The sequence below is a fragment of the Pseudomonas sp. NPDC087814 genome (genome assembly GCF_044742865.1).
Lineage (GTDB): Bacteria > Pseudomonadota > Gammaproteobacteria > Pseudomonadales > Pseudomonadaceae > Aquipseudomonas.
The window spans coordinates 150,668-168,836 of sequence record NZ_JBIUVK010000009.1 but is presented as its reverse complement, the minus strand read 5'-3'; the positions used below and the strand labels follow the sequence as shown (position 1 = coordinate 168,836).

The following is an 18,169-nucleotide window of genomic DNA, read 5'->3' as shown; positions in this document are numbered from 1 at the left end:
CCGTACGGAAAAATCACTGCTGAGCGCGACGAGTTGGGCCGCGTCACCCGCTACGAATACGCCGATGGTTTGCACCTGATCAGCCGTCGGATTAATCCGGACGGCACGCAGCTTAAATACCGTTATGACAATGTTCGGCTGTTACTGACCGAGATTGAAAACGAGGTCGGCGAAACCTATCGGCTCGACTATCACCCCAACGGCCTGATCCAGCAGGAAACCGGGTTTGATGGCCGGCGTACTGCCTATGTCTACGACCTCGCCGGGCATCTGCTGGAAAAGACCGAATACGGCGATGACGGCAGTCAGTTGGTTACTGGCTATCAGCGGGACAGCGCCGGTCGCCTGGTAAGAAAAACCCTGCCCGACCGCAGCATTGTCGATTACACCTACGACCGCCTCGGCAATCTCCTCAGCGTCGACGACGGTCATTGGCCGCTGCATTACGAATACGACCTGCAAAACCGCCTCACCGCCGAACACCAGGGCTGGGGCACGTTGCGCTATGGATACGACGAATGCGGCCAACTCGAAAAACTACGCCTTCCGGATAACAACCGCCTCACCTTTCACCACGACAAAGGCGGCGACCTCGCCACCATCGAACTCAACGGCAACCTGCTCACCTCGCACCTGTTCAAATCCGGCCGCGAACACCAGCGCCAGCAAGGCCAACTCCTCAGCCACTACCACTATGACGACCAGGGCCGCCTGCACGCCCACGCCATCACCCAACAGGAACAACGCTACCAGCGCCGCCAATACAACTACGACAAACGCGGCAACCTCACCCGCATCCTCGACACTCGAAAAGGTCAGCACGACTACCACTACGACCCACTCGACCGCCTGACCCGCGCCAACCACTCGCACGATCTGCAGGAACGCTTCGTCCACGACCCGGCGGGCAACCTGCTGATGCAAGACCGCGTAGGGCCCAGCGTCGTCAAAGGCAACCGGCTGTTGACGCAAGGCGACCGCCATTACGACTACGACGCTTTCGGCAACCTTCTGCGGGAACGCCGGGGTCGGGCGCAGCAGTTAGTTACCGAATACAGTTACGACTGCCAGCACCGCCTGATCGGCGTCACCCAACCAGACGGCACACGGGCCAGCTACCGCTATGACCCGTTTGGTCGGCGCATCGCCAAAACGATAAAAAGCCAAACCACCGAGTTCTTCTGGCAAGGCGACACGCTGATTGCCGAACACAGTGCTGATCACCACCAAAGCTATATCTACGAACCCAACAGCTTTCGCCCATTAGCGCTGCTGAAAGGCTACGGCCCGGAAGACGTAAAACCCTTCCACTACCAACTCGACCACCTGGGCACCCCACAAGAACTCACCGCACCCGACGGCGAAATCGTCTGGTCCGCGCACTACCGCGCCTACGGCCAAATCGCGAAGCTCGACATCAACACCGTCACCAACCCGCTGCGCTTCCAGGGCCAATACTTCGACCCGGAAAGCGGGCTGCACTACAACCGACATCGCTACTACAATCCGGATGTTGGTCGCTATCTGACGCCTGATCCCGCGAAGCTCGCGGGTGGGCTGAACGGATATCAATACGTGCCCAACCCGACGGGGTGGGTGGATCCGTTGGGGTTGAATACCTGTCCGGGAGGCGATGGATGTAAGCCGACACACCGTGCTGAGGACCCAGCGAGCAAAGCCAAGGTAAACGAAGGCGACGTAGAGCCACCTAAAGGATTCGATAGTAAGCTCTCAAGAAATGGAGCGCTGAGAAGAGCTAAAGAGATTGGTGGTATTCCACGAAGCGCACAGCCTATAGCGGTTGAAAGGGATAAGATCCGTGATCAAGATAGATACATATCGGGCAGGATATATGTTTTCAGCCTTAAAAAAGGTCATGTCACTAAGATTCATGAACACTCCCTAGGTCATGTAGAGGGCAATCACGGTCCACACTTCAACACAAAAAACACGATTGGAGGAATAAAGGTGCCTTTGAGGATTGGCGATGACTCACATACATACTTCAAGAGAAAGCCATGAAAACCGCATATATAAATGAAACTGGAGTAAAACCTTGGAACGGGGTAGAACAGAGAGATGACTCTCAGTTTTCCACATTAACCTTAATTGACCATGACTTTCGCTGCGTTTGGGATTCCTGGTGCAACGTGGCGGAGTGCTTAGTAGAAGAATGGCCGATCAAGCGGGAATGGCGGTCGATAGGGTGGGGAGATTTTTACTCCAGGACCGAGGAATACCTACTAAAAAAGGAATTGGCTGGTCAGATAAAAAATGGAGATCTATTCGGAAAAAATGATAGCACCAACATATATTCGATAATAAAAAATATTCCAACCTTGCCCAGAGATATAACAAATTCCGCACTGGAAGGTTCAAGCGAAACAATTTTGATTATGCAAAAGTCAGTCCCTTCAATAGAACAGCTTTGGACCGACATGACTATTTTCGAAAAAAAAGTGACTACCAAAAATATAAAAACTTTCCTTGAGATTCATCCACAAACCGTGCTTTGCAGGTTCTTTGATTCAGAAACACATGCCGCCGCTCAATTTATAAGCATGATTGATGTTCAAGAGAAACTAGTCAGCGCAATTCAAAAAAATGAGATCCGAGAAATCACCCAACGAGAGGTCTACAGTTATATTCACACATGAGGAATAGCCGAAAGCCAAACTTCCCACCAAACATCATGAATTGCGACGTACCTAAACGTTCGACTCAAAAAAGAGTCTCTCCTCTTGACGCAGGATATTTTAACCAAATAAATCCGCCTCACTCTGTTTCTTTGCTGCGACTACTTGCCGTGACCAAAAAACAATACTACACACCAAAAGCGGAAACGTTTTTTGGAGGACGATAAATGGCGATCTCACTGAAAAAACCATCAGGCTTCACATCGAATAATCACAAAAAAACACAGGTGGTGGCGCTCAGCGAGCACGTTGAAGAGGATGCGACGTTGCTCATCGACGGCACCATATTGAATTGCTTCGTCAGCTTTTGCCCTTATGAGATCGAAGTAGGAAAAACCTATGATGCAGATCTGACAATAAATCTATCCGACGACTACGAAATCATCAGGGTCGACACAGTCGATTGTCTGGTTGAAAAAACAGGCCATGGCTATGCTTATTTTCTGTTTGGAAGGCTTTGCAACGAGACTTTTCACACGTTTACGCCACTTGACGATCAAGACTTGCACTACGAGCATCCAGCATTAAACGAACAACTTATCAGATTGGAAGTAGAGAGAATTGACGTGAGCTTTCACTGACATTCCAACAAACAGATAAAAACACCTATTACCTTACTTAAACCAACGCTCAAAAAAATTGAGCCATTGCGCATGTAACACAATGAAAATTTAAAACCGAGAAATCAAATATTTTAATATCTAGATCGGGCAAAAAATGCTATCGACTTATTTGAGTACAGATTCGAAACAAAAAAATCCAGCTCTGGTGTAACAACAAAATTTTGCAGCCCGGACGGATCACCTAACCTATACCCTACGAACTACTTCCTAAGCCTTTGATTTCTGTGGGCCACCTGACGTCGTATCATCAGGCGGGAATGTAGTTTATACAACGCAGCCCTCACTCTACTGCGGCAAACGTTCCCCTCAACTCCACGCCACCACCAACAACCCCGCCCCCAACACCAAACACAGCGGCGAGTAAAAAAACGTATCCAGCCGCGCAAACCGCGACCCGCCGACCTTCTTGAAAAAACCCACCAGCTCTGAATCCCCAATCGCCCGGGCAAACATCACCAGTGCTACTGCACTAATCCCCCACTGCAACGCATGGTTGGACACCGGCTCGAAATACAGCCCGGCCCGCAAACACACCAACACCGCAATCGCCACCAACCCCACACCCACCAGCAACGTTCCCAGTGCCGACGGCTTGAACGCCGGTCGCGGCCCGCTGGCGAATTCACCCGGCAGCTGCGGAATAGCCGCCGTCACACCCAATTTGCCGCCGGCCGCCCAGTACAAATGCACCAGGCTGATAAAGCCAAAAACCCCGACGATCCATCGCGCGACTAAAAAGCTCATGGCTGGATATCCTTGGAAAAGTCCGAGAGAGGATAGCCCTCTTGGGATTTTTTGCAGGCAATTCGTCGGCGGCTGATGGTAAAGTGCCGCCCCATGAAACTCGCCCGTACCGACCGCTCGCTCATTGCCTGGATGCTCTACTGCTGCGTCCTGTTCAATGTGTTCGCCTGCAGCATCGGCCACGGGCAAATGGTCGGGATGCAGCTCAACGGCATCGGCGGCCAGTTCTGTACGGTGGACCCGCGCACCCAGGCGCCGGCGCCTTACAAGTCCACCGATGAATCCCTGCCCACGCTCTCGAAAGCCTTCGGTTGCCCGCTGTGCTCCACCGGCGGCATGGGCCCGGCGCTCAACTCCAGCCTCAACGTGGCGGTGCTTCCGCAACCCCATGCACCGCCGCCCGCCATCGTTGCCAGTGCCGACATCCCTGCCCGCTTCACCTGGCCTGCGGCTAATCCGCGCGCCCCGCCCGCCTTCGCCTGATACCTGCGCTTTTCTGATTGGCCCACGCGGCTGCCTCCCCCGGGAGTGCGGACGGCACTGGGTTGTTTTCAAGCCAAGTTTTTCAGGATTCAACCATGAAACATTTACCCCTTTTGGCGGGCCTGTTCGGCTGCCTGCCTGTCAGCACCTGGGCGATTGAGCTGGCAACGACCACCATTGAAGGCGAGCAAACCGGTGATGCCGGCCTGGCGCTGGATCAGTCCAGTGGCGTGGCCTCGCGCCTGGGGCTGAGCGTGCGGGAAACCCCGGCGTCCATCAGCATTGCCAACCGCAATGACATCGAGCGCCGAGGCGCCAAGACCTTCCAGGACGCGGCCAATACCCTGCCCGGGGTCAACGCCAGCGCGCCGCCGGGGTTTGGCGGTTTCATTTCCTATCGAGGGTTTACCAGCAGCCAGATTACCCAGATGTTCAATGGCGTCGCGGTGTCCGGCGGCCTGGCTCGCCCCGTGGATGCGTGGATTTATGACCGGGTCGAACTGGTGGGCGGGCCCTCCTCGCTGATCAACGGCGCCGGCTCCGTCGGTGGTTCGCTGAACTACGTGACCAAGCTGGCCACCCGTGAGGAACAGGCCGCCGAAGGTCAGCTCACCTATGGCAGCTACGACACTGCCGGAATGGCCTTCGGCCTGAACCACGCCCTGACCGAGCCGGGCGCCGAGGTCCAGCATTACGCGCGCCTGGACGTAAGCCGCAACACCAACCACACCTATATCGATCGCCAACAGCGCGATGCCTGGAGCGTGGCGTTTTCCCTGCTGAGTGATTTCACCCCGAACCTGTCCCACACCCTGGCCCTGGAATATCAGGACGAACACGAGGACAGCCCCTACTGGGGCACACCGGTGCTCAACCCGAAGTCGGGCGAGTTGAAGATCGACAAACACAACCGCTTCAACAACTACAACGTGGCCGACGGTCGTTATGAGCAACGCACGATCTGGGTGCGCTCGATCATCGACTACCGGATCAATGACAGCACCACGCTGAAAAATACCCTCTATCACCTCGACAGCCAGCGCGACTATCGCAACCTGGAAACCTACCAGTACAACGCTGATAACAGCGCAGTGAATCGCTCGACGGCCTATCAGGTACGGCACCAGGGTGAGCAGAACGGCAACCAGTTCGAGCTGCGCCATGACGACACGTTCTTCGGCTTGAGCACCACGTGGTCGGGCGGCTTCGAGTACAGGGTCAACAGCACCACCAACAATCCGTTGAATGTGGCAGGCAACAGTACGGTGGACCCGAACAACTATGATCCCGGGCATTTCTATGACATCCCGGGCACCAAGCCCGGTTTCGATCCGGACAAGACCAACGCCGTCACCACCAAGGCATTGTTCCTCGAGAACCGCCTGGGCCTGACCGACAAGCTGTCGTTGCTCACCGGCCTGCGCTACGACGCGATTGACCTTGAAGTCACCAACCACCGGGATATCACCGCCAGCAATCCGCGGCATGTCAAACGCAGTTGGGAGCCGGTGACCGGGCGGATTGGCCTGACGTATCAGTTCATCCCGCAAGCCAATGTCTACGTGCAATACAGCACCGCTGCCGAACAGCCGAGCAGCACCACCCAGGTGTTCGATGTGTCCACCGGCAAGCAATGGGAAGTGGGCAGCAAGTTCGATTACATGGACGGTCGCGGCTCCGCCACGGTGGCCGCCTACCGGATCGAGCGCAAGGACTTCGCCGTCACCGACCCGCTGGACCCGACCAATAGCATTCCGGTGGGCGCGCAGACGTCCAAGGGTATCGAGCTGGCCAGTTCGTTGCGGGTCACGCCCAAGCTATTGCTGGAGGGCAACTATGCGTGGGTCGATGCCGAATACGAGGACTTCAACGAGAAAACCGCCAGCGGTGCCGTGGTGTCGCGCAAGGGCAATACGCCGACCAATGTGCCCAGGCAGGTGGGTAATCTGTGGCTGACCTATGACTTTGCGGAGGATTGGCAAGGAGGTGTGGATGCGCGGTATGTGGCGTCGGTGTATGCCGATAACGCCAACACCCTGACGGTGCCGGCCTATACCTTGCTCGGGACGTTTTTGACTTACAAGGTGGATCAACACACCTCCGTGACGGGCCGGGTGCGTAACCTGACCAATGAGGTGTATGCCGAGTTTGCCCATGTGTCGCCGGCGTATTACCTGGGGTCGCCGAGGACGTTTGAGCTGGCGGTGCAGACGAAGTTCTAAAGCCCAGCAAGTTTCAAGGCAAGAATGAGGTCAGTGTGGGAGCGGGCTTGCTCGCGAAAGCGGTGAGTCAGTCAATACAAATGTTGGCTGAAAAACCGCTTTCGCGAGCAAGCCCGCTCCCACATTTTTGATCGCAATCGGGCTGTTATATCGGTGTTACTTCAGGCTGGCTTCGACCTTCTGCGCCACATCCTCAGTCAGCCACGCCTTCCAGACTTCCGGATGATCCTTGAGGAATGCCTGGGCGACTTCTCGCGGCTGGCTGTGCTTCTCGCTCATTTCGGCCAGCGCCTTGTTCAGCGGCTCGATCGGAAAGTCGACCTTGGCAAAGAACTCGGCGATCTGCGGATGCTCCTTCTGGAACGGCGTGGACACTCCGATGCTCAGCTTGGAGGCCAGGGAACGTGTAGGTTTCGGGTCAGGATTGTCTGCATCGGTCAGCGTTTTCCACGCCTCGGCATCAAATGGTGGCTCTTCCAGCTGGATCAGCTTGTAGCGCCCCATCAACGGTGTAGGCGACCAGTAATAGAACAGCACCGGCTTGCCCCGACGGATCGAGGAAGCAATCTCGGCATCCAGCGCAGCACCCGAACCACTGCGGAAATTCACATAGCTGTCGTCAAGCCCGTAGGCCTTGAGCTTTTGCTTGTTGACCACTTCCGAGGTCCAGCCAATCGGGCTGTTGAGGAAACGGCCCTTGCTCGGTGCTTCCGGGTCCTTGAACACGTCCTTGTAGCGCGCCAGATCCTTCACGCTGCGCAGGTCCGGCGCGAGGGGCTTGATGCCTTTGGCCGGGTCGCCCTTGACCACGTACTCCGGCACCCACCAGCCTTCAGTGGCGCCCTTGACGATATCCCCAAGGCCCACCACTTTGCCTTCGGCCTCGGCCTTGACCCACACCGGGCTGCGGCCGGCCCACTCTTCGCCGATCACCTGGATGTCGTTTTTCGCCAGGGCGGTTTCCAGGGTGATGGTGGTGCCGGGCAAGGTGTCGGTGGGCAAGTCATAGCCCTTTTCGACAATCACCCGCAGCACCTCGGTGATCAGGCTGCCGCTTTCCCAGTTCAGGTCGGCAAAATGAATCGGCGCCTGGGCCGCTGATACCGGCAGCGACGCCACCGACAGACTCAGGGTCGTCAGTGAGGCTGCCAACAGTGCTCGAATTCCTTTCATGCTTTGCACCTCATGCCTTACAGCAATCGCGAATGGCTTTGCTGTAACACCGCGAAGCCTCTGAATACTTAAGTCAACTCAACTGTAGTAGAGGTTCCGGGGAACATGGCAGGTTGCCGGTTTTTACGCAGGATTGTTCAGCCGCTGCAACTCGCGGCGCACCATGCTGGCGAATTCGGCGGGCTTGAGTTCATACAGTTGGCCGGCGACCCAGCTCAACCAGGCGCCCTGCAACTCGGCCTTGCGGGCAAACAATTGAGCCGCCGTGGCTTGGGCATCGAGCAGGTGCTGCTCGTGGAACTGCGCCCTACCCTGGCTCATTACTCGCTGGCCTTGAAGGTCACGAGTTCACCCTTGCGCCATTTGGCGGCCTTGCCGGTGACGGCCTTCAGGGTCTTGGTCAGGCCTTCTACCAATTGCTCATTGGCGGCAAACACCAGCATCACGCTGTGGCCTTCCTTGAACACAATGCCCTGGCCTTCGGCCGAGGACACAAAGGCGTAATCGCCCAGGCCATACACCGTCAACTTGATATCGCGAAACTTCAGTTCGAACTTGCCGCCTTCGCGGCTGGGCAATACAGCGGCCCGGAAATGATCACCGACCTTGAGTTCCAGGCGCGGTTTGTCGTCCACCACCAGCGCAGCTTCAGTATCGATCTCGGCGATGTAGATACCTTCAGGTGTCTGCTCAGTGACGTAGACGAAACGGGATTGAAACTGCTTGACCAACTTTGCGCGCAAATCACCCAGCACGAATAACGCGTGCATATCCAGATTACTGACTGCCAAGGAAACGCCCCCACATCAAAAGGGTGCTGTCCGCCCAAGCGGGCAGCACAAAAAAACGGCCGGAAACGGCACGATCACACAACAAATCCACTGATAAAAACTGAAGAAGATCACGCTGCCAGGCCATGAGACTAGTACAGGCGTGCCCGACGCACCTTACGCAGGTCGCCAGGCGTTGCAGGAAATCACAGGTTTAACGACCAGAGAATACTGGCCGACCCACTTCAGACAATAACCCTTTAAAAAATGCAGTTTCCGACATCCAACACAGAAACTAATGCTTTGGATGGAACCGGACGCCGGACACTGACGACAATACTAAAACAGCAACACGGGTCAAAACCACTCGAAATACTGCAAGCGGGTACGCAATGTCGATCGACAGGAGCTGATTATGCAACGACCTCAACCGATTGCCACACCTTCGAACACAGGTTCATCTTTTATCGATGACGGGGAATTCTACTCCCTATACACCCACGACAGTTGCCTGCATTCGGCGCTCTATCGGGTAGTCCCCGCCGGGAGAAACTTTTTCCATATCCTTGAAGTGCCCAGTGGGCGGATCAAAGGTTTTCGCAGCGGCCATAGCCAGGCCTGCGAACTGGCCCGACAGCTGGAAGCCATCCTGCAAGCGCCACACGGCTGAGGCGCGGCTGGCGTTTCGTCATCTGGTTGACTTTACTGCGCCGCCAGCGCGTAACAACTGCCATACTGGTCCGTCCATTGAGATTTGTGCCCTTGCGGTTCAGGTTTCATCAGCGCAATTACCTCCAAGGGAAGGCTATACGTGACGGAATTTGATATTGGCGAATTTTTCATCCATGGCGAAGCCAGGGAAGTAGACGGTGAGTTCCAGGCCGTGATTGTGATGCGGGCCAAGGCTCCCCTGACCACCGTGACGACTCACCAGGTAGAAAAGGACCGCTGGTTCAAAACCGTAGACGCTGCCAACACGGCTGCCAAGGAAGCCGCAAAAGCCCTTAAGGCCGCCGTTGATTCCGGCGCGCTGACCTCCTGATTACCCGGCGCGACAATCCGATCGAACTCTGTCCCGCAACAACCCTCCCATGCATACGATGATCAGCCCGCATGGAGAACGATATGGAAGCGCAGACCTACACCCTCGAAGACCTGTTTGAACAACTTGGACTGGAATCGTCCCCCGAGGCGATTGACGCCTTTATCGGCAAACACACCCTGCCCAATGACGTAAAGCTGATTGACGCGGATTTCTGGTCACCGCAACAAGCCCAATTCCTTAAGGATGAACTGCGTGAAGACGCAGTCTGGGCGATCGCGGTCGACGAACTGAACCAGCGCCTGCACCAGCAACCCTGAGCCTTCAATGCAGGCTGTCTGACTGCTCCAGGTGCAACAGCGCCTCCCAGGCAGCCCTGCACTCTTCGGCTTCGTCGCGACTGGCGAACGCCGTGCCGCGCTGCTCGCCATTGAGCAACACTACCCAACAGGCCTTTTGCCCCAGCGCACGCAGGGTGGGCGGTACGCCACTGCCAATCATCACAGCCACATCGACTTTGGTTTGCATGGAGCGCCTCCGGAAAATTAGTTAGCTGGCTAACAATGTTCGCCATGCTACGGTTTTCTTCCAGTTGGAAAAAGCTATCCCCGGAATAGCTCCCTTGCATTACCTGCAACAATCGCCCTCGTGGGTCAGCGGCCCTCAGGTCTGTAGCCCAGGCGCAAGCCGCCCCAATGCCGGCCATTGACCGTGATCGGCACGGACAAGTCGTGCATCAACTCCCCGGTATCGCGGGTGTAGGTCTGCAGCAAGACCGCCTGCTGGTGGCTGCCGCAGCGGATTCCCGTGCGGTCTTCAAACTTGCGCTTGGTACGATTTTGTACCGCGTCCACTTGGGCATCGCCGGTCAACGCTTGGGAGAACACCTTGTTGTGGGTTGGCACATAACCCTGTGGCGTGCAGGCGATGGCGAATACCAGGCCCTCATGCCGGGGCAACAGGGCTTCCTGTATGGCCGGCAGCACCTGGTCGGTGTAGCCGTCAAAACGCGTGTGGTACTTGCTTGGCCGCGTGTTGGGAATGGCGGTGTAGCTGCGGTCGAACAGGTCATCGAGGCTGATGCGGTTTTGCAGGACGTCGGCTTCAAACTGCGCGGCGATGCGGCTCGTGCCTTCGCGGGCCAGGTCATAGATGCGCTGGTGGTAGTCGTCCAGGCCGACCTCGGCAAGGCGCTCGCTGATGGTTTCAGCCTGGCCTTCCATTTGTACGGCGGCGGCGGCCAACTGTTGGGTCTGCTGGTCGCTGACGGTCAAATCGCTGCGCATCTGCTCCACCGCATGGAACAAGCTGTCGAGTTGGGCGCGGTTGGTGTCGGTGCCCTGAGCGATTTCATTGACCTGGCCTTCGACATCCGCTGCCAGGCTGGCGATGCTGTCCAGTTGCTCGCCGGCGTGCTCCACCTGCTCTACACCGGATTGCAAATCCGCCGACAATTGCCGGATCTGCTCCACCACCTGGGCGGTACGCTGCTGGATATCCGCCACCATCACCCCGACTTCATCGGTCGCCGTGGCGGTTCGCCCAGCCAGGCCACGCACCTCGTCGGCGACCACCGCAAACCCGCGACCATGCTCACCGGCCCGCGCGGCTTCAATCGCCGCGTTCAATGCCAGCAGGTTGGTCTGGCTGGCGATCGACTGGATCACCAGGGTGACGCGCTGGATTTCTTCGCTGCGCTGGCTCAAGGCCTCGATCAATTGACGGCTGTCGTTGGCGCGCTGGCTGAGCTGATGCATACGGGTGATGGATTGCGCCAGCACCTCACGCCCTTCGGTACTGCGCTGATGGGCCTGGCTGGCCGCGCCGAGGGCCTGGCGGCTCAGTTGCGAGGTGACCTGCTCGGTGCCGATCATCACTTCGGCACTGCTGACGATCTGCTTCGCCGCGCCCAATTGAGATTGCAGCCTGGCCGCCAGTTGCTTGACCGCATAGGCCACGCCCGCAGCAGACAACGCGTTATGGCTGGTGGTGTAGGACAGGTCGCGGGTCAGCTCGCCGATGGCATCGGTGGCTTCGGCCGGTGCGGCATTGTGGGTGCGATGTTTCAGGCGGGGCAGCCAGATCAGCAGCAGGGCCACCGGCAGGCACAGGTAAATCGAGAGTTGGGCGAACGCCAGGCCCAGCAGCAACAGCACCAGGGCGGTACTTTGCAGGAGCGGCGTCAACCAGCCGGGCAACTGTCGCGCCACCACGGGTGGTGACACTGCTGCGCCCATGAGAGATCCGTCTCCAGCCATGTTCGTTACCCCGCTGCTTGTCGTTATTGTGACTGCATTAGACGCCACTATGTGGCCATTATCCATGGGCCTTTAGTGGGGGGCTTGCAGCAGATCAATAGACAGCGGTAATACGGGCGAAATCTATGTAGGAGCGAGCTTGCTCGCGAAGAACCTGAGAGCACCGTTGGGTATCAGGTTTCCCGCGTTATCGTGAACGACCTTCGCGAGCAAGCTCGCTCCTACACGGGGGGCATCAGGCTTGACGCTGGTGCTTGTCGATTTGCTCGTGGCGCTCTTGCGCTTCGATGCAGTACTTGGTGGTCGGGCTGATCAGCAGGCGCTTGAGGCCGATAGGCTCGCCGCTGTCGTCGCACCAGCCGAAGGAGTCTTCCTTGATACGGCCCAGGGCCTGTTCAAGTTGCGGCAGCATGCGCTGGTCGCGGTCGATGGCGTTCACCAGCCAGGTGCGCTCTTCTTCGACAGAAGCAGCGTCGGCCGGGTCTGCCGGGGTGTCCAGGCTTTCAATGGCGATGCGGTTCTGCTCGATGCGCTCGTGGTGTTCCACTTTCATGTCCTGCAACAACTTCTCGAAAAAAGCGTGCTGCTCGGCATTCATGTAGTCATCCGCCGGCATGGCCAGCAACTTTTCCTTTGTCATTGATTTCTCTATAAAAAATACGTGCATTAAGGCGAATAAGGGAGCGTTCCGGCCGACCTCTGCAGGTCTCGGAAAGGCGCCGTCCATTTCAAGCGCCACCCGGCACTCAATTTACGAGGGGCGGCAGTCTAAGGCCGACTTGAGGGCTCAGCAACTGAAATGACAGGCATTTTTTCCAAGATAACCCGCAAAGGCACCAGGACGGGCTCGGCGAATGGTCATCGGAGTGCGTTTATAGCAAGAAATTCAGTGTTGTGGAGCTATATAGAAGACAAACGGTTAAATGTGGGAGCGGGCTTGCTCGCGAAGGCAGTGTGTCAGTCACTGAATGTTTAACTGATACACCGTCTTCGCGAGCAAGCCCGCTCCCACATTTTGACCGATGCGGCCTTGAGGACCGTGTCAGCGCTTGAGTTTGCGCTTGTTGCGATATTGGTCGATCACCACCGCCACCACGATGATCAGGCCCTTGATGATGTCTTGGATGTACGCATCCACGCCGACGAAGGTAAACCCGCTGGCCATCACGCCGAGAATCAACGCGCCGATCACGGTGCCGGTGATGCGCCCTACCCCGCCCGCCAGGCTGGTACCGCCGATCACCGCAGCGGCAATCGCGTCCAGCTCATAGGACATGCCCATGCCCGCCTGCCCGGTGGCCGCCCGTGCCGACGCCACTACACCGGCCAGGCCTGCCAGCAGGCCGGCGATGCTGTAGACGATGATCAGGTGGCGCTTGACGTTGATGCCCGAGGTGCGCGCCGCCTGCATGTTGCCGCCGATGGCGTAGGTGTACTTGCCGTACTTGGTGTAGCGCAGGGCGATATGGAAGATCACCGCCACCACCAGGAAGATCACCACCGGCATCGCGCCGTGGCCGATGGCCGTGTAGGAGTCCGAGAGCATGCTCACCGGCTGGCCTTCGGTGTAGTAACGCGCCAGGCCACGGGCCGAGACCATCATGCCGAGGGTCGCAATAAACGGTGGAATCCCGGTGACCGCAATGATACTGCCGTTGATCGCCCCCGCCAGCAGCCCCACGCCCAGGCCCATCGCCACCGGTATCCACACCGGCAGGTCAGTCAATGACGGAAACACCGCACGGGAAAAGTCGGAAGTCTGCGCCAGGCTGGCGGCGATCATCGCCGACAACGCCAGCACCGAGCCCGAGGACAAATCGATACCGGTGGTGATGATCACCTGGGTCACGCCAATCGCCAGCAGGCCGATGATCGAAACTTGCAGGATCATCAATACAAGGCGCTGGGAGTTCATCAGGAAGCTCTGGTCGCGCACGATCCAGCCGAACAACTCAAACACCAGGCCGATGCCAATCAGCACCAGCAGGATGCTCAGCTCGGTGGGCATGCGTCGACGGTGCTTGACCGGCGCCGCAGCGGGCTTCTTTTCCTCGGGTTTGCTTTCCAGTATCGCGTTCATAACCACTCACCTTTTTTATCGCGTTGCGCCGGCCACAACGGGCCGGCGCCGTCTGTTCGTTAGTGGACCGCCGTCATACCGGAAGCCAGTTGCATGACTTTTTCCTGGGTCGCATCCGCGCGGTCCAGGGTGCCCATCAGGTCGCCTTCGTGCATCACCATCACCCGGTCGCTCATGCCCAGCACCTCGGGCAGCTCCGAGGAAATCATGATCACCGCCATGCCTTCGCTGGCCAGGTAGGAAATCAGCCGGTAGATCTCGGCCTTGGCGCCCACGTCGATACCGCGAGTGGGTTCGTCGAGGATCAGCAGCCGTGGGTTGGTCATCAGCCAGCGGGCCAACAGGGCTTTTTGCTGGTTGCCACCGGACAAGGTGTCGATGCATTGCTCCAGCGACGGGGTTTTCACCCGCAGCTTGGTGCACATGTCTTCGCACAGGGCACGCAGGGCTTTTTGCTGGATAAAGCCATTGCCGGAGTAATGCGGCAGCACAGCCATCTCCATGTTTTCCAGTACCGACAGGCAGGGGAACAGGCCGCTGAGCTTGCGGTCTTCGGTCAGCAGCGCGAAGCCCTTCTCGATGGCCATATGCGGGTCGGTGATGCGCACGGTCTTGCCGTCCAACTGGATCTCGCCGCCGGAGCTTGGGGTGATGCCGAAAATGGTTTCGGCCACATTGGTCCGCCCGGAGCCCATCAGCCCGGCGATACCGAGAATTTCGCCGGCGTGCAGGTCGAACGACACGCCCTGGAATACCCCATCCAGGCGCAGGTCGCGCACCGACAGCAGCAGATTGCCGATGGGCTTGTCGCGCACCGGGAACAGCTGGCTCAGCTCACGCCCCACCATCATCGAGATCAGGCTGTCGCTGTCCATGCTGTCGGCCCGCTGCAGGCCGATATAGGCGCCATCGCGGAACACCGCCACTTCATCGGCGATGGCGAATACTTCGTTCATTTTATGGGTGATGTAGATGATGCCTTTGCCCTGGGACTTGAGGTCGGCAATGATCGAAAACAGGTGGGCCACTTCCTTGTCGGTAATGGCGGAGGTCGGTTCATCCATGATCAGGATGTCGGAGTCATAGGACACCGCCTTGGCAATCTCGACCATCTGCCGCTCGGCAATGCTCAGGTTACCGACGTGTTCCTCCGGGTCGAGATTGATCCGCAGCCGCTCCAGCAATTGCGCGGTGCAGCGGTGCATTTCCCGGTGGTTGACCATGTGCAGGCCGTTGAGCTGTTCGCGACCGATCCAGATGTTCTCGGCGATGCTCATGTGCGGCATCAGGTTGAGTTCCTGGTGGATCATCGCGATCCCGGCCTTCTGCGCTGCCAGCGGTGTTTCGAATTTGATCGGCTTGCCACGCAAGCGGATTTCACCGGCGTCGGGCTGATAGATGCCGGCGATGATCTTCATCAGTGTCGACTTGCCCGCGCCGTTCTCGCCCATCAGCGCCAGCACCGAGCCGGGGCGCACCCGCAGCTGCACATCGGCCAGGGCCACGACGCCGGGAAAGCCTTTGCTGATGTTGGAGATCTCCAGCAGATAGGGTTCTTCCAGTACCAAGGGCTGGATACCGGGAGGCTGGGAAGCAGTCGCTTGAGCAAACATATCGGGTACTCCGTCAGCAGGGCCGCCGTGGCTGCCCTGCCGGTTTATTGTTGTTATTAAGGGCTACTTGAAGTCTTTGACGTTGTCCGGGGTGATCAGCTTGAACGGGATCACCACGTTCTGCTCGACCGGCTCGTGCCTGGCCATCTTGCGCGCCGCTTCCACCGAACCCACGGCCTGGCCATTGGCGTCCTGGAACGCCGACGCGGCCATGTCGCCCTTGGTAATCGCGTTCAAACCGTCCGGTGTGCCATCCACCCCGGCGATCAACACGGTGCCCGGCTTCGTGCCCGCCGACTTCAACGCCATGGACGCACCGATGGCCATCTCGTCGTTGTTGGCCAGCACCGCGTTGAATTCACGACCTTGGGTCAGCCAGTCGTTGACCAAGGTCATGCCCTTGTCACGCAGCCAGATGCCGGTCTGTTCCTGCTCGATGGTGATGCCTGGGTATTTGGCCAGGACTTCCTTCACCCCCTTGGTGCGGTTGGTGGTGGAGTTGTTCGCCAGGTCACCCAGCAGGATCACGATCTTGCCCTTGCCGCCGAGCTTTTCGGCGATGTACTGCATTTGCAGGCGGCCCGCCTCGACGTCATTGGAGGTCACGGCCACGATGCCTTTGGGCAGATCCGTCTGGTCGGGACGACGGTTGACGTACACCAGCGGAATGCCCGCTGCGAGGGCCGCTTTACTGATATTGGCGGTAGACGCCGTGTCGACCGGGTTGACGATGATGGCGTCGACTTTCTGGCTGATAAAGTTCTCGACCTGGCTCAGTTGCTTGACCACATCGGCGCGGGCGTCTTCGAACTGCAGCTGCACGCCGTCACCCTTGGGGTAGGACTTGGCTTGCTTGTCCATGTCCTCGCGCAGGTAAGTCAGGAAGGTGTCATCGAACGCCGACATGCTCACGCCCACCTTGATATCGGCCGCCGTGGCGAAACCAGTGGCGAGCATCATGGACAGGGCCAGCGCGGTAAAACGGATCGGGGTCTTCATGAACGGTCTGTCTCCAATTTCTTGTTGGTTTTGTGGACGTTGCGTTTTTCAGAGCGAAGCGGTCGGCAGTCGAACGATCGGCGCCCCCGGAATGCAGCACACCAGGGAACCCTTGCTTTCGACGCACAGGACATTCAGGAGGGAAAAGTAAAACGGCCGGGCGCGGGGCAGACCGCGTGGCTGGAGGGCAGGACGTAAAACTCGCAGTACAGCGTTGAAGATTTTCATCTGACGGTACCTGGTTGTTTTGATCTTGTTTTTGTCGAGTCGCCCGAATCGAGTCCGAACGTACTTTATGCAACCTGGAATGACTTTATTGGAAAATAATTTCCATATCAACCTGTTTTAGAATTTTATTCTATTTTTCATCCATGAGGCTCCATAGCCGCCATTTCCACTACCTGCTGGCGCTCTGAACTCAGGCGCGCGGCGTCCAGTACGCGGGTGGTTGCCAGCGCATCCAGGACGTTCACCGGCAACTCGCCGTGGCCTTCCACCGCGCTTTGCAGCTGACTGTAGAACTGATTCCAACGGCCCTTTTCCGACGGCACCCGCTCACGATCCGGCCCCTGCTCGAACCAGCCCCAGCGTCGATGTTCTTCAGCGCCCCAGTGCTCGCCTTCGGTTTTCGGGGTCTTGCCGGCCAGCAGCGCCTCTTCCTGGCCGTCCAGCCCTTCGATGGTGTAGCAACCGGCCGTGCCATTCACCCGAAACCGCGGGGCCTGGCTGTTTTGCAGGGCGCTGCCCCACAGGTGTGAAATCACCCCGTTGGCGTGGGTCAGCGATACAAAGAAGCCGTGGTCTACGTTCGGCTCATCGGCGGTGTAGTGCAACTGCGCGAACACCCGGTCCACCGGGCCGAACAGTTGCATGGCCTGGTCCACCAGGTGGCTGCCCAGGTCCCGCAGGAAGCCGCCGCCGCTGGCATTGCCCACCGAGCCCGGGTTGTAGCGCTCCACCCGGGATTCAAAGCGGGTGACGGTGCCCAGGGCTCCGGCGTCGATCAGCTTGCGCAGGGTGAGGAAGTCCGAATCCCAGCGCCGGTTCTGGTAGACGCTGAGCAGCACGCCCTGGCGCTCGGCGGCGGTGATCAAGGCCTGGGCCTGTTCGGCATTGCTGGCAAAGGGTTTGTCGCTGACCACCGCCACACCGTGTTCGATGGCCTCCAGCACCAGGGCCGGACGGCCCTTGAGGGTGGTGGAGATCACCAGCACGTCGACACCGGCCTCGGTGATCTGCCCGATACTGTCGAAGGCCTTCACTCCGGGGTGATCCGTCGCCAGTTGCTGGCGACGTTCGGATGACCGTGTCACCACGCCGACAAAGGTCGCCCCCGGCAGGCTGGCTATCAGGGGTGCATGAAATACACGGCCGCCTTTGCCGTATCCAACCAGTCCGATTCGCATACAAATACTCCTTGGTTAATTGTGGCGAGGGAGCTTGCTCCCGCTCGACTGCGTAGCAGT

At 58.1% G+C, this 18,169-nt stretch carries 19 protein-coding genes; 8 read left to right on the top strand and 11 right to left on the bottom strand.

Features of this window, described 5'->3' with window-relative positions:
• The 3 genes from ACIOMR_RS10640 to ACIOMR_RS10630 all read left to right on the top strand — a co-directional run.
• A partial coding sequence (locus ACIOMR_RS10640; protein ID WP_401193948.1) for an RHS repeat-associated core domain-containing protein occupies positions 1 to 2,022 on the top strand: 2,022 nt, incomplete at its 5' end.
• A complete protein-coding gene (locus tag ACIOMR_RS10635; protein WP_401193945.1) occupies positions 2,019 to 2,657 on the top strand; it encodes a hypothetical protein in 639 nt (212 codons plus the stop codon). The genes ACIOMR_RS10640 and ACIOMR_RS10635, both read left to right, overlap by 4 nt.
• A gap of 206 nt (positions 2,658 to 2,863) precedes the next feature.
• Complete coding sequence (locus tag ACIOMR_RS10630) at positions 2,864 to 3,277, top strand: hypothetical protein (RefSeq protein ID WP_401193942.1); 414 nt, start codon at positions 2,864 to 2,866, stop codon at positions 3,275 to 3,277.
• Positions 3,278 to 3,625: 348 nt separating this feature from the next.
• Here the strand turns inward: ACIOMR_RS10630 and ACIOMR_RS10625 are convergent, their stop codons facing one another.
• Positions 3,626 to 4,063: a DUF3995 domain-containing protein gene (locus tag ACIOMR_RS10625; protein WP_003214721.1), complete on the bottom strand. Its 438-nt coding sequence runs from the start codon at positions 4,061 to 4,063 to the stop codon at positions 3,626 to 3,628.
• Between the two features lie 93 nt (positions 4,064 to 4,156).
• On the opposite strand from ACIOMR_RS10625, the gene ACIOMR_RS10620 reads away from it, so the two are divergent.
• Positions 4,157 to 4,546 (top strand): DUF2946 domain-containing protein, encoded by a 390-nt coding sequence (locus ACIOMR_RS10620; RefSeq protein ID WP_003214719.1) that lies wholly within the window; start codon positions 4,157 to 4,159, stop codon positions 4,544 to 4,546.
• A gap of 95 nt (positions 4,547 to 4,641) precedes the next feature.
• Complete coding sequence (locus ACIOMR_RS10615; RefSeq protein ID WP_401193938.1) at positions 4,642 to 6,768, top strand: TonB-dependent receptor; 2,127 nt, start codon at positions 4,642 to 4,644, stop codon at positions 6,766 to 6,768.
• Positions 6,769 to 6,924: 156 nt separating this feature from the next.
• On the opposite strand, the gene ACIOMR_RS10610 is transcribed toward ACIOMR_RS10615, so the two are convergent.
• From ACIOMR_RS10610 to ACIOMR_RS10600, 3 genes are all read right to left on the bottom strand, one after another.
• A complete protein-coding gene (locus ACIOMR_RS10610; RefSeq protein ID WP_008437166.1) occupies positions 6,925 to 7,941 on the bottom strand; it encodes an ABC transporter substrate-binding protein in 1,017 nt (338 codons plus the stop codon).
• 123 nt (positions 7,942 to 8,064) lie between these two features.
• Positions 8,065 to 8,262 carry a hypothetical protein gene (locus ACIOMR_RS10605; RefSeq protein WP_008437165.1) on the bottom strand — a complete coding sequence of 66 codons (198 nt, stop codon included), beginning with the start codon at positions 8,260 to 8,262 and terminating at the stop codon, positions 8,065 to 8,067.
• Positions 8,262 to 8,711 (bottom strand): hypothetical protein, encoded by a 450-nt coding sequence (locus tag ACIOMR_RS10600; protein WP_003214715.1) that lies wholly within the window; start codon positions 8,709 to 8,711, stop codon positions 8,262 to 8,264. Before ACIOMR_RS10600 ends, ACIOMR_RS10605 begins: the two co-directional genes overlap by 1 nt.
• Before the next feature lie 415 nt (positions 8,712 to 9,126).
• Between ACIOMR_RS10600 and ACIOMR_RS10595 the strand changes: the two genes are divergently transcribed.
• From ACIOMR_RS10595 to ACIOMR_RS10585, 3 genes are all read left to right on the top strand, one after another.
• Entirely contained in the window at positions 9,127 to 9,381 is a 255-nt protein-coding gene (locus ACIOMR_RS10595; protein WP_177008200.1) for a hypothetical protein, read from the top strand.
• A 141-nt stretch (positions 9,382 to 9,522) separates the two neighbouring features.
• Positions 9,523 to 9,753 (top strand): hypothetical protein, encoded by a 231-nt coding sequence (locus tag ACIOMR_RS10590; protein WP_003214713.1) that lies wholly within the window; start codon positions 9,523 to 9,525, stop codon positions 9,751 to 9,753.
• Between the two features lie 83 nt (positions 9,754 to 9,836).
• A complete protein-coding gene (locus tag ACIOMR_RS10585; RefSeq protein WP_087694069.1) occupies positions 9,837 to 10,073 on the top strand; it encodes a DUF2789 domain-containing protein in 237 nt (78 codons plus the stop codon).
• 4 nt (positions 10,074 to 10,077) lie between these two features.
• Here ACIOMR_RS10585 and ACIOMR_RS10580 read toward each other — a convergent pair whose 3' ends face one another.
• The 7 genes from ACIOMR_RS10580 to ACIOMR_RS10550 all read right to left on the bottom strand — a co-directional run bounded on the left by ACIOMR_RS10580 (position 10,078) and on the right by ACIOMR_RS10550 (position 18,109).
• Positions 10,078 to 10,281: a hypothetical protein gene (locus tag ACIOMR_RS10580; RefSeq protein WP_003214710.1), complete on the bottom strand. Its 204-nt coding sequence runs from the start codon at positions 10,279 to 10,281 to the stop codon at positions 10,078 to 10,080.
• Between the two features lie 125 nt (positions 10,282 to 10,406).
• Entirely contained in the window at positions 10,407 to 11,627 is a 1,221-nt protein-coding gene (locus ACIOMR_RS10575; protein ID WP_401193956.1) for a methyl-accepting chemotaxis protein, read from the bottom strand.
• A 619-nt stretch (positions 11,628 to 12,246) separates the two neighbouring features.
• On the bottom strand, positions 12,247 to 12,651 hold the full coding sequence (locus tag ACIOMR_RS10570; protein WP_003214706.1) for a TraR/DksA C4-type zinc finger protein: 405 nt from the start codon (positions 12,649 to 12,651) through the stop codon (positions 12,247 to 12,249).
• 402 nt (positions 12,652 to 13,053) lie between these two features.
• Entirely contained in the window at positions 13,054 to 14,091 is a 1,038-nt protein-coding gene (locus ACIOMR_RS10565) for an ABC transporter permease (protein WP_003214704.1), read from the bottom strand.
• A 59-nt stretch (positions 14,092 to 14,150) separates the two neighbouring features.
• Entirely contained in the window at positions 14,151 to 15,704 is a 1,554-nt protein-coding gene (locus ACIOMR_RS10560) for a sugar ABC transporter ATP-binding protein (RefSeq protein WP_087694121.1), read from the bottom strand.
• A gap of 63 nt (positions 15,705 to 15,767) precedes the next feature.
• The gene (locus ACIOMR_RS10555) at positions 15,768 to 16,703 is read right to left on the bottom strand and encodes a sugar ABC transporter substrate-binding protein (protein ID WP_177041730.1); all 936 of its coding nucleotides are present in this window, start codon (positions 16,701 to 16,703) and stop codon (positions 15,768 to 15,770) included.
• A 365-nt stretch (positions 16,704 to 17,068) separates the two neighbouring features.
• On the bottom strand, positions 17,069 to 18,109 hold the full coding sequence (locus tag ACIOMR_RS10550; protein ID WP_401193926.1) for a Gfo/Idh/MocA family oxidoreductase: 1,041 nt from the start codon (positions 18,107 to 18,109) through the stop codon (positions 17,069 to 17,071).
• Positions 18,110 to 18,169 lie beyond the last annotated feature (60 nt).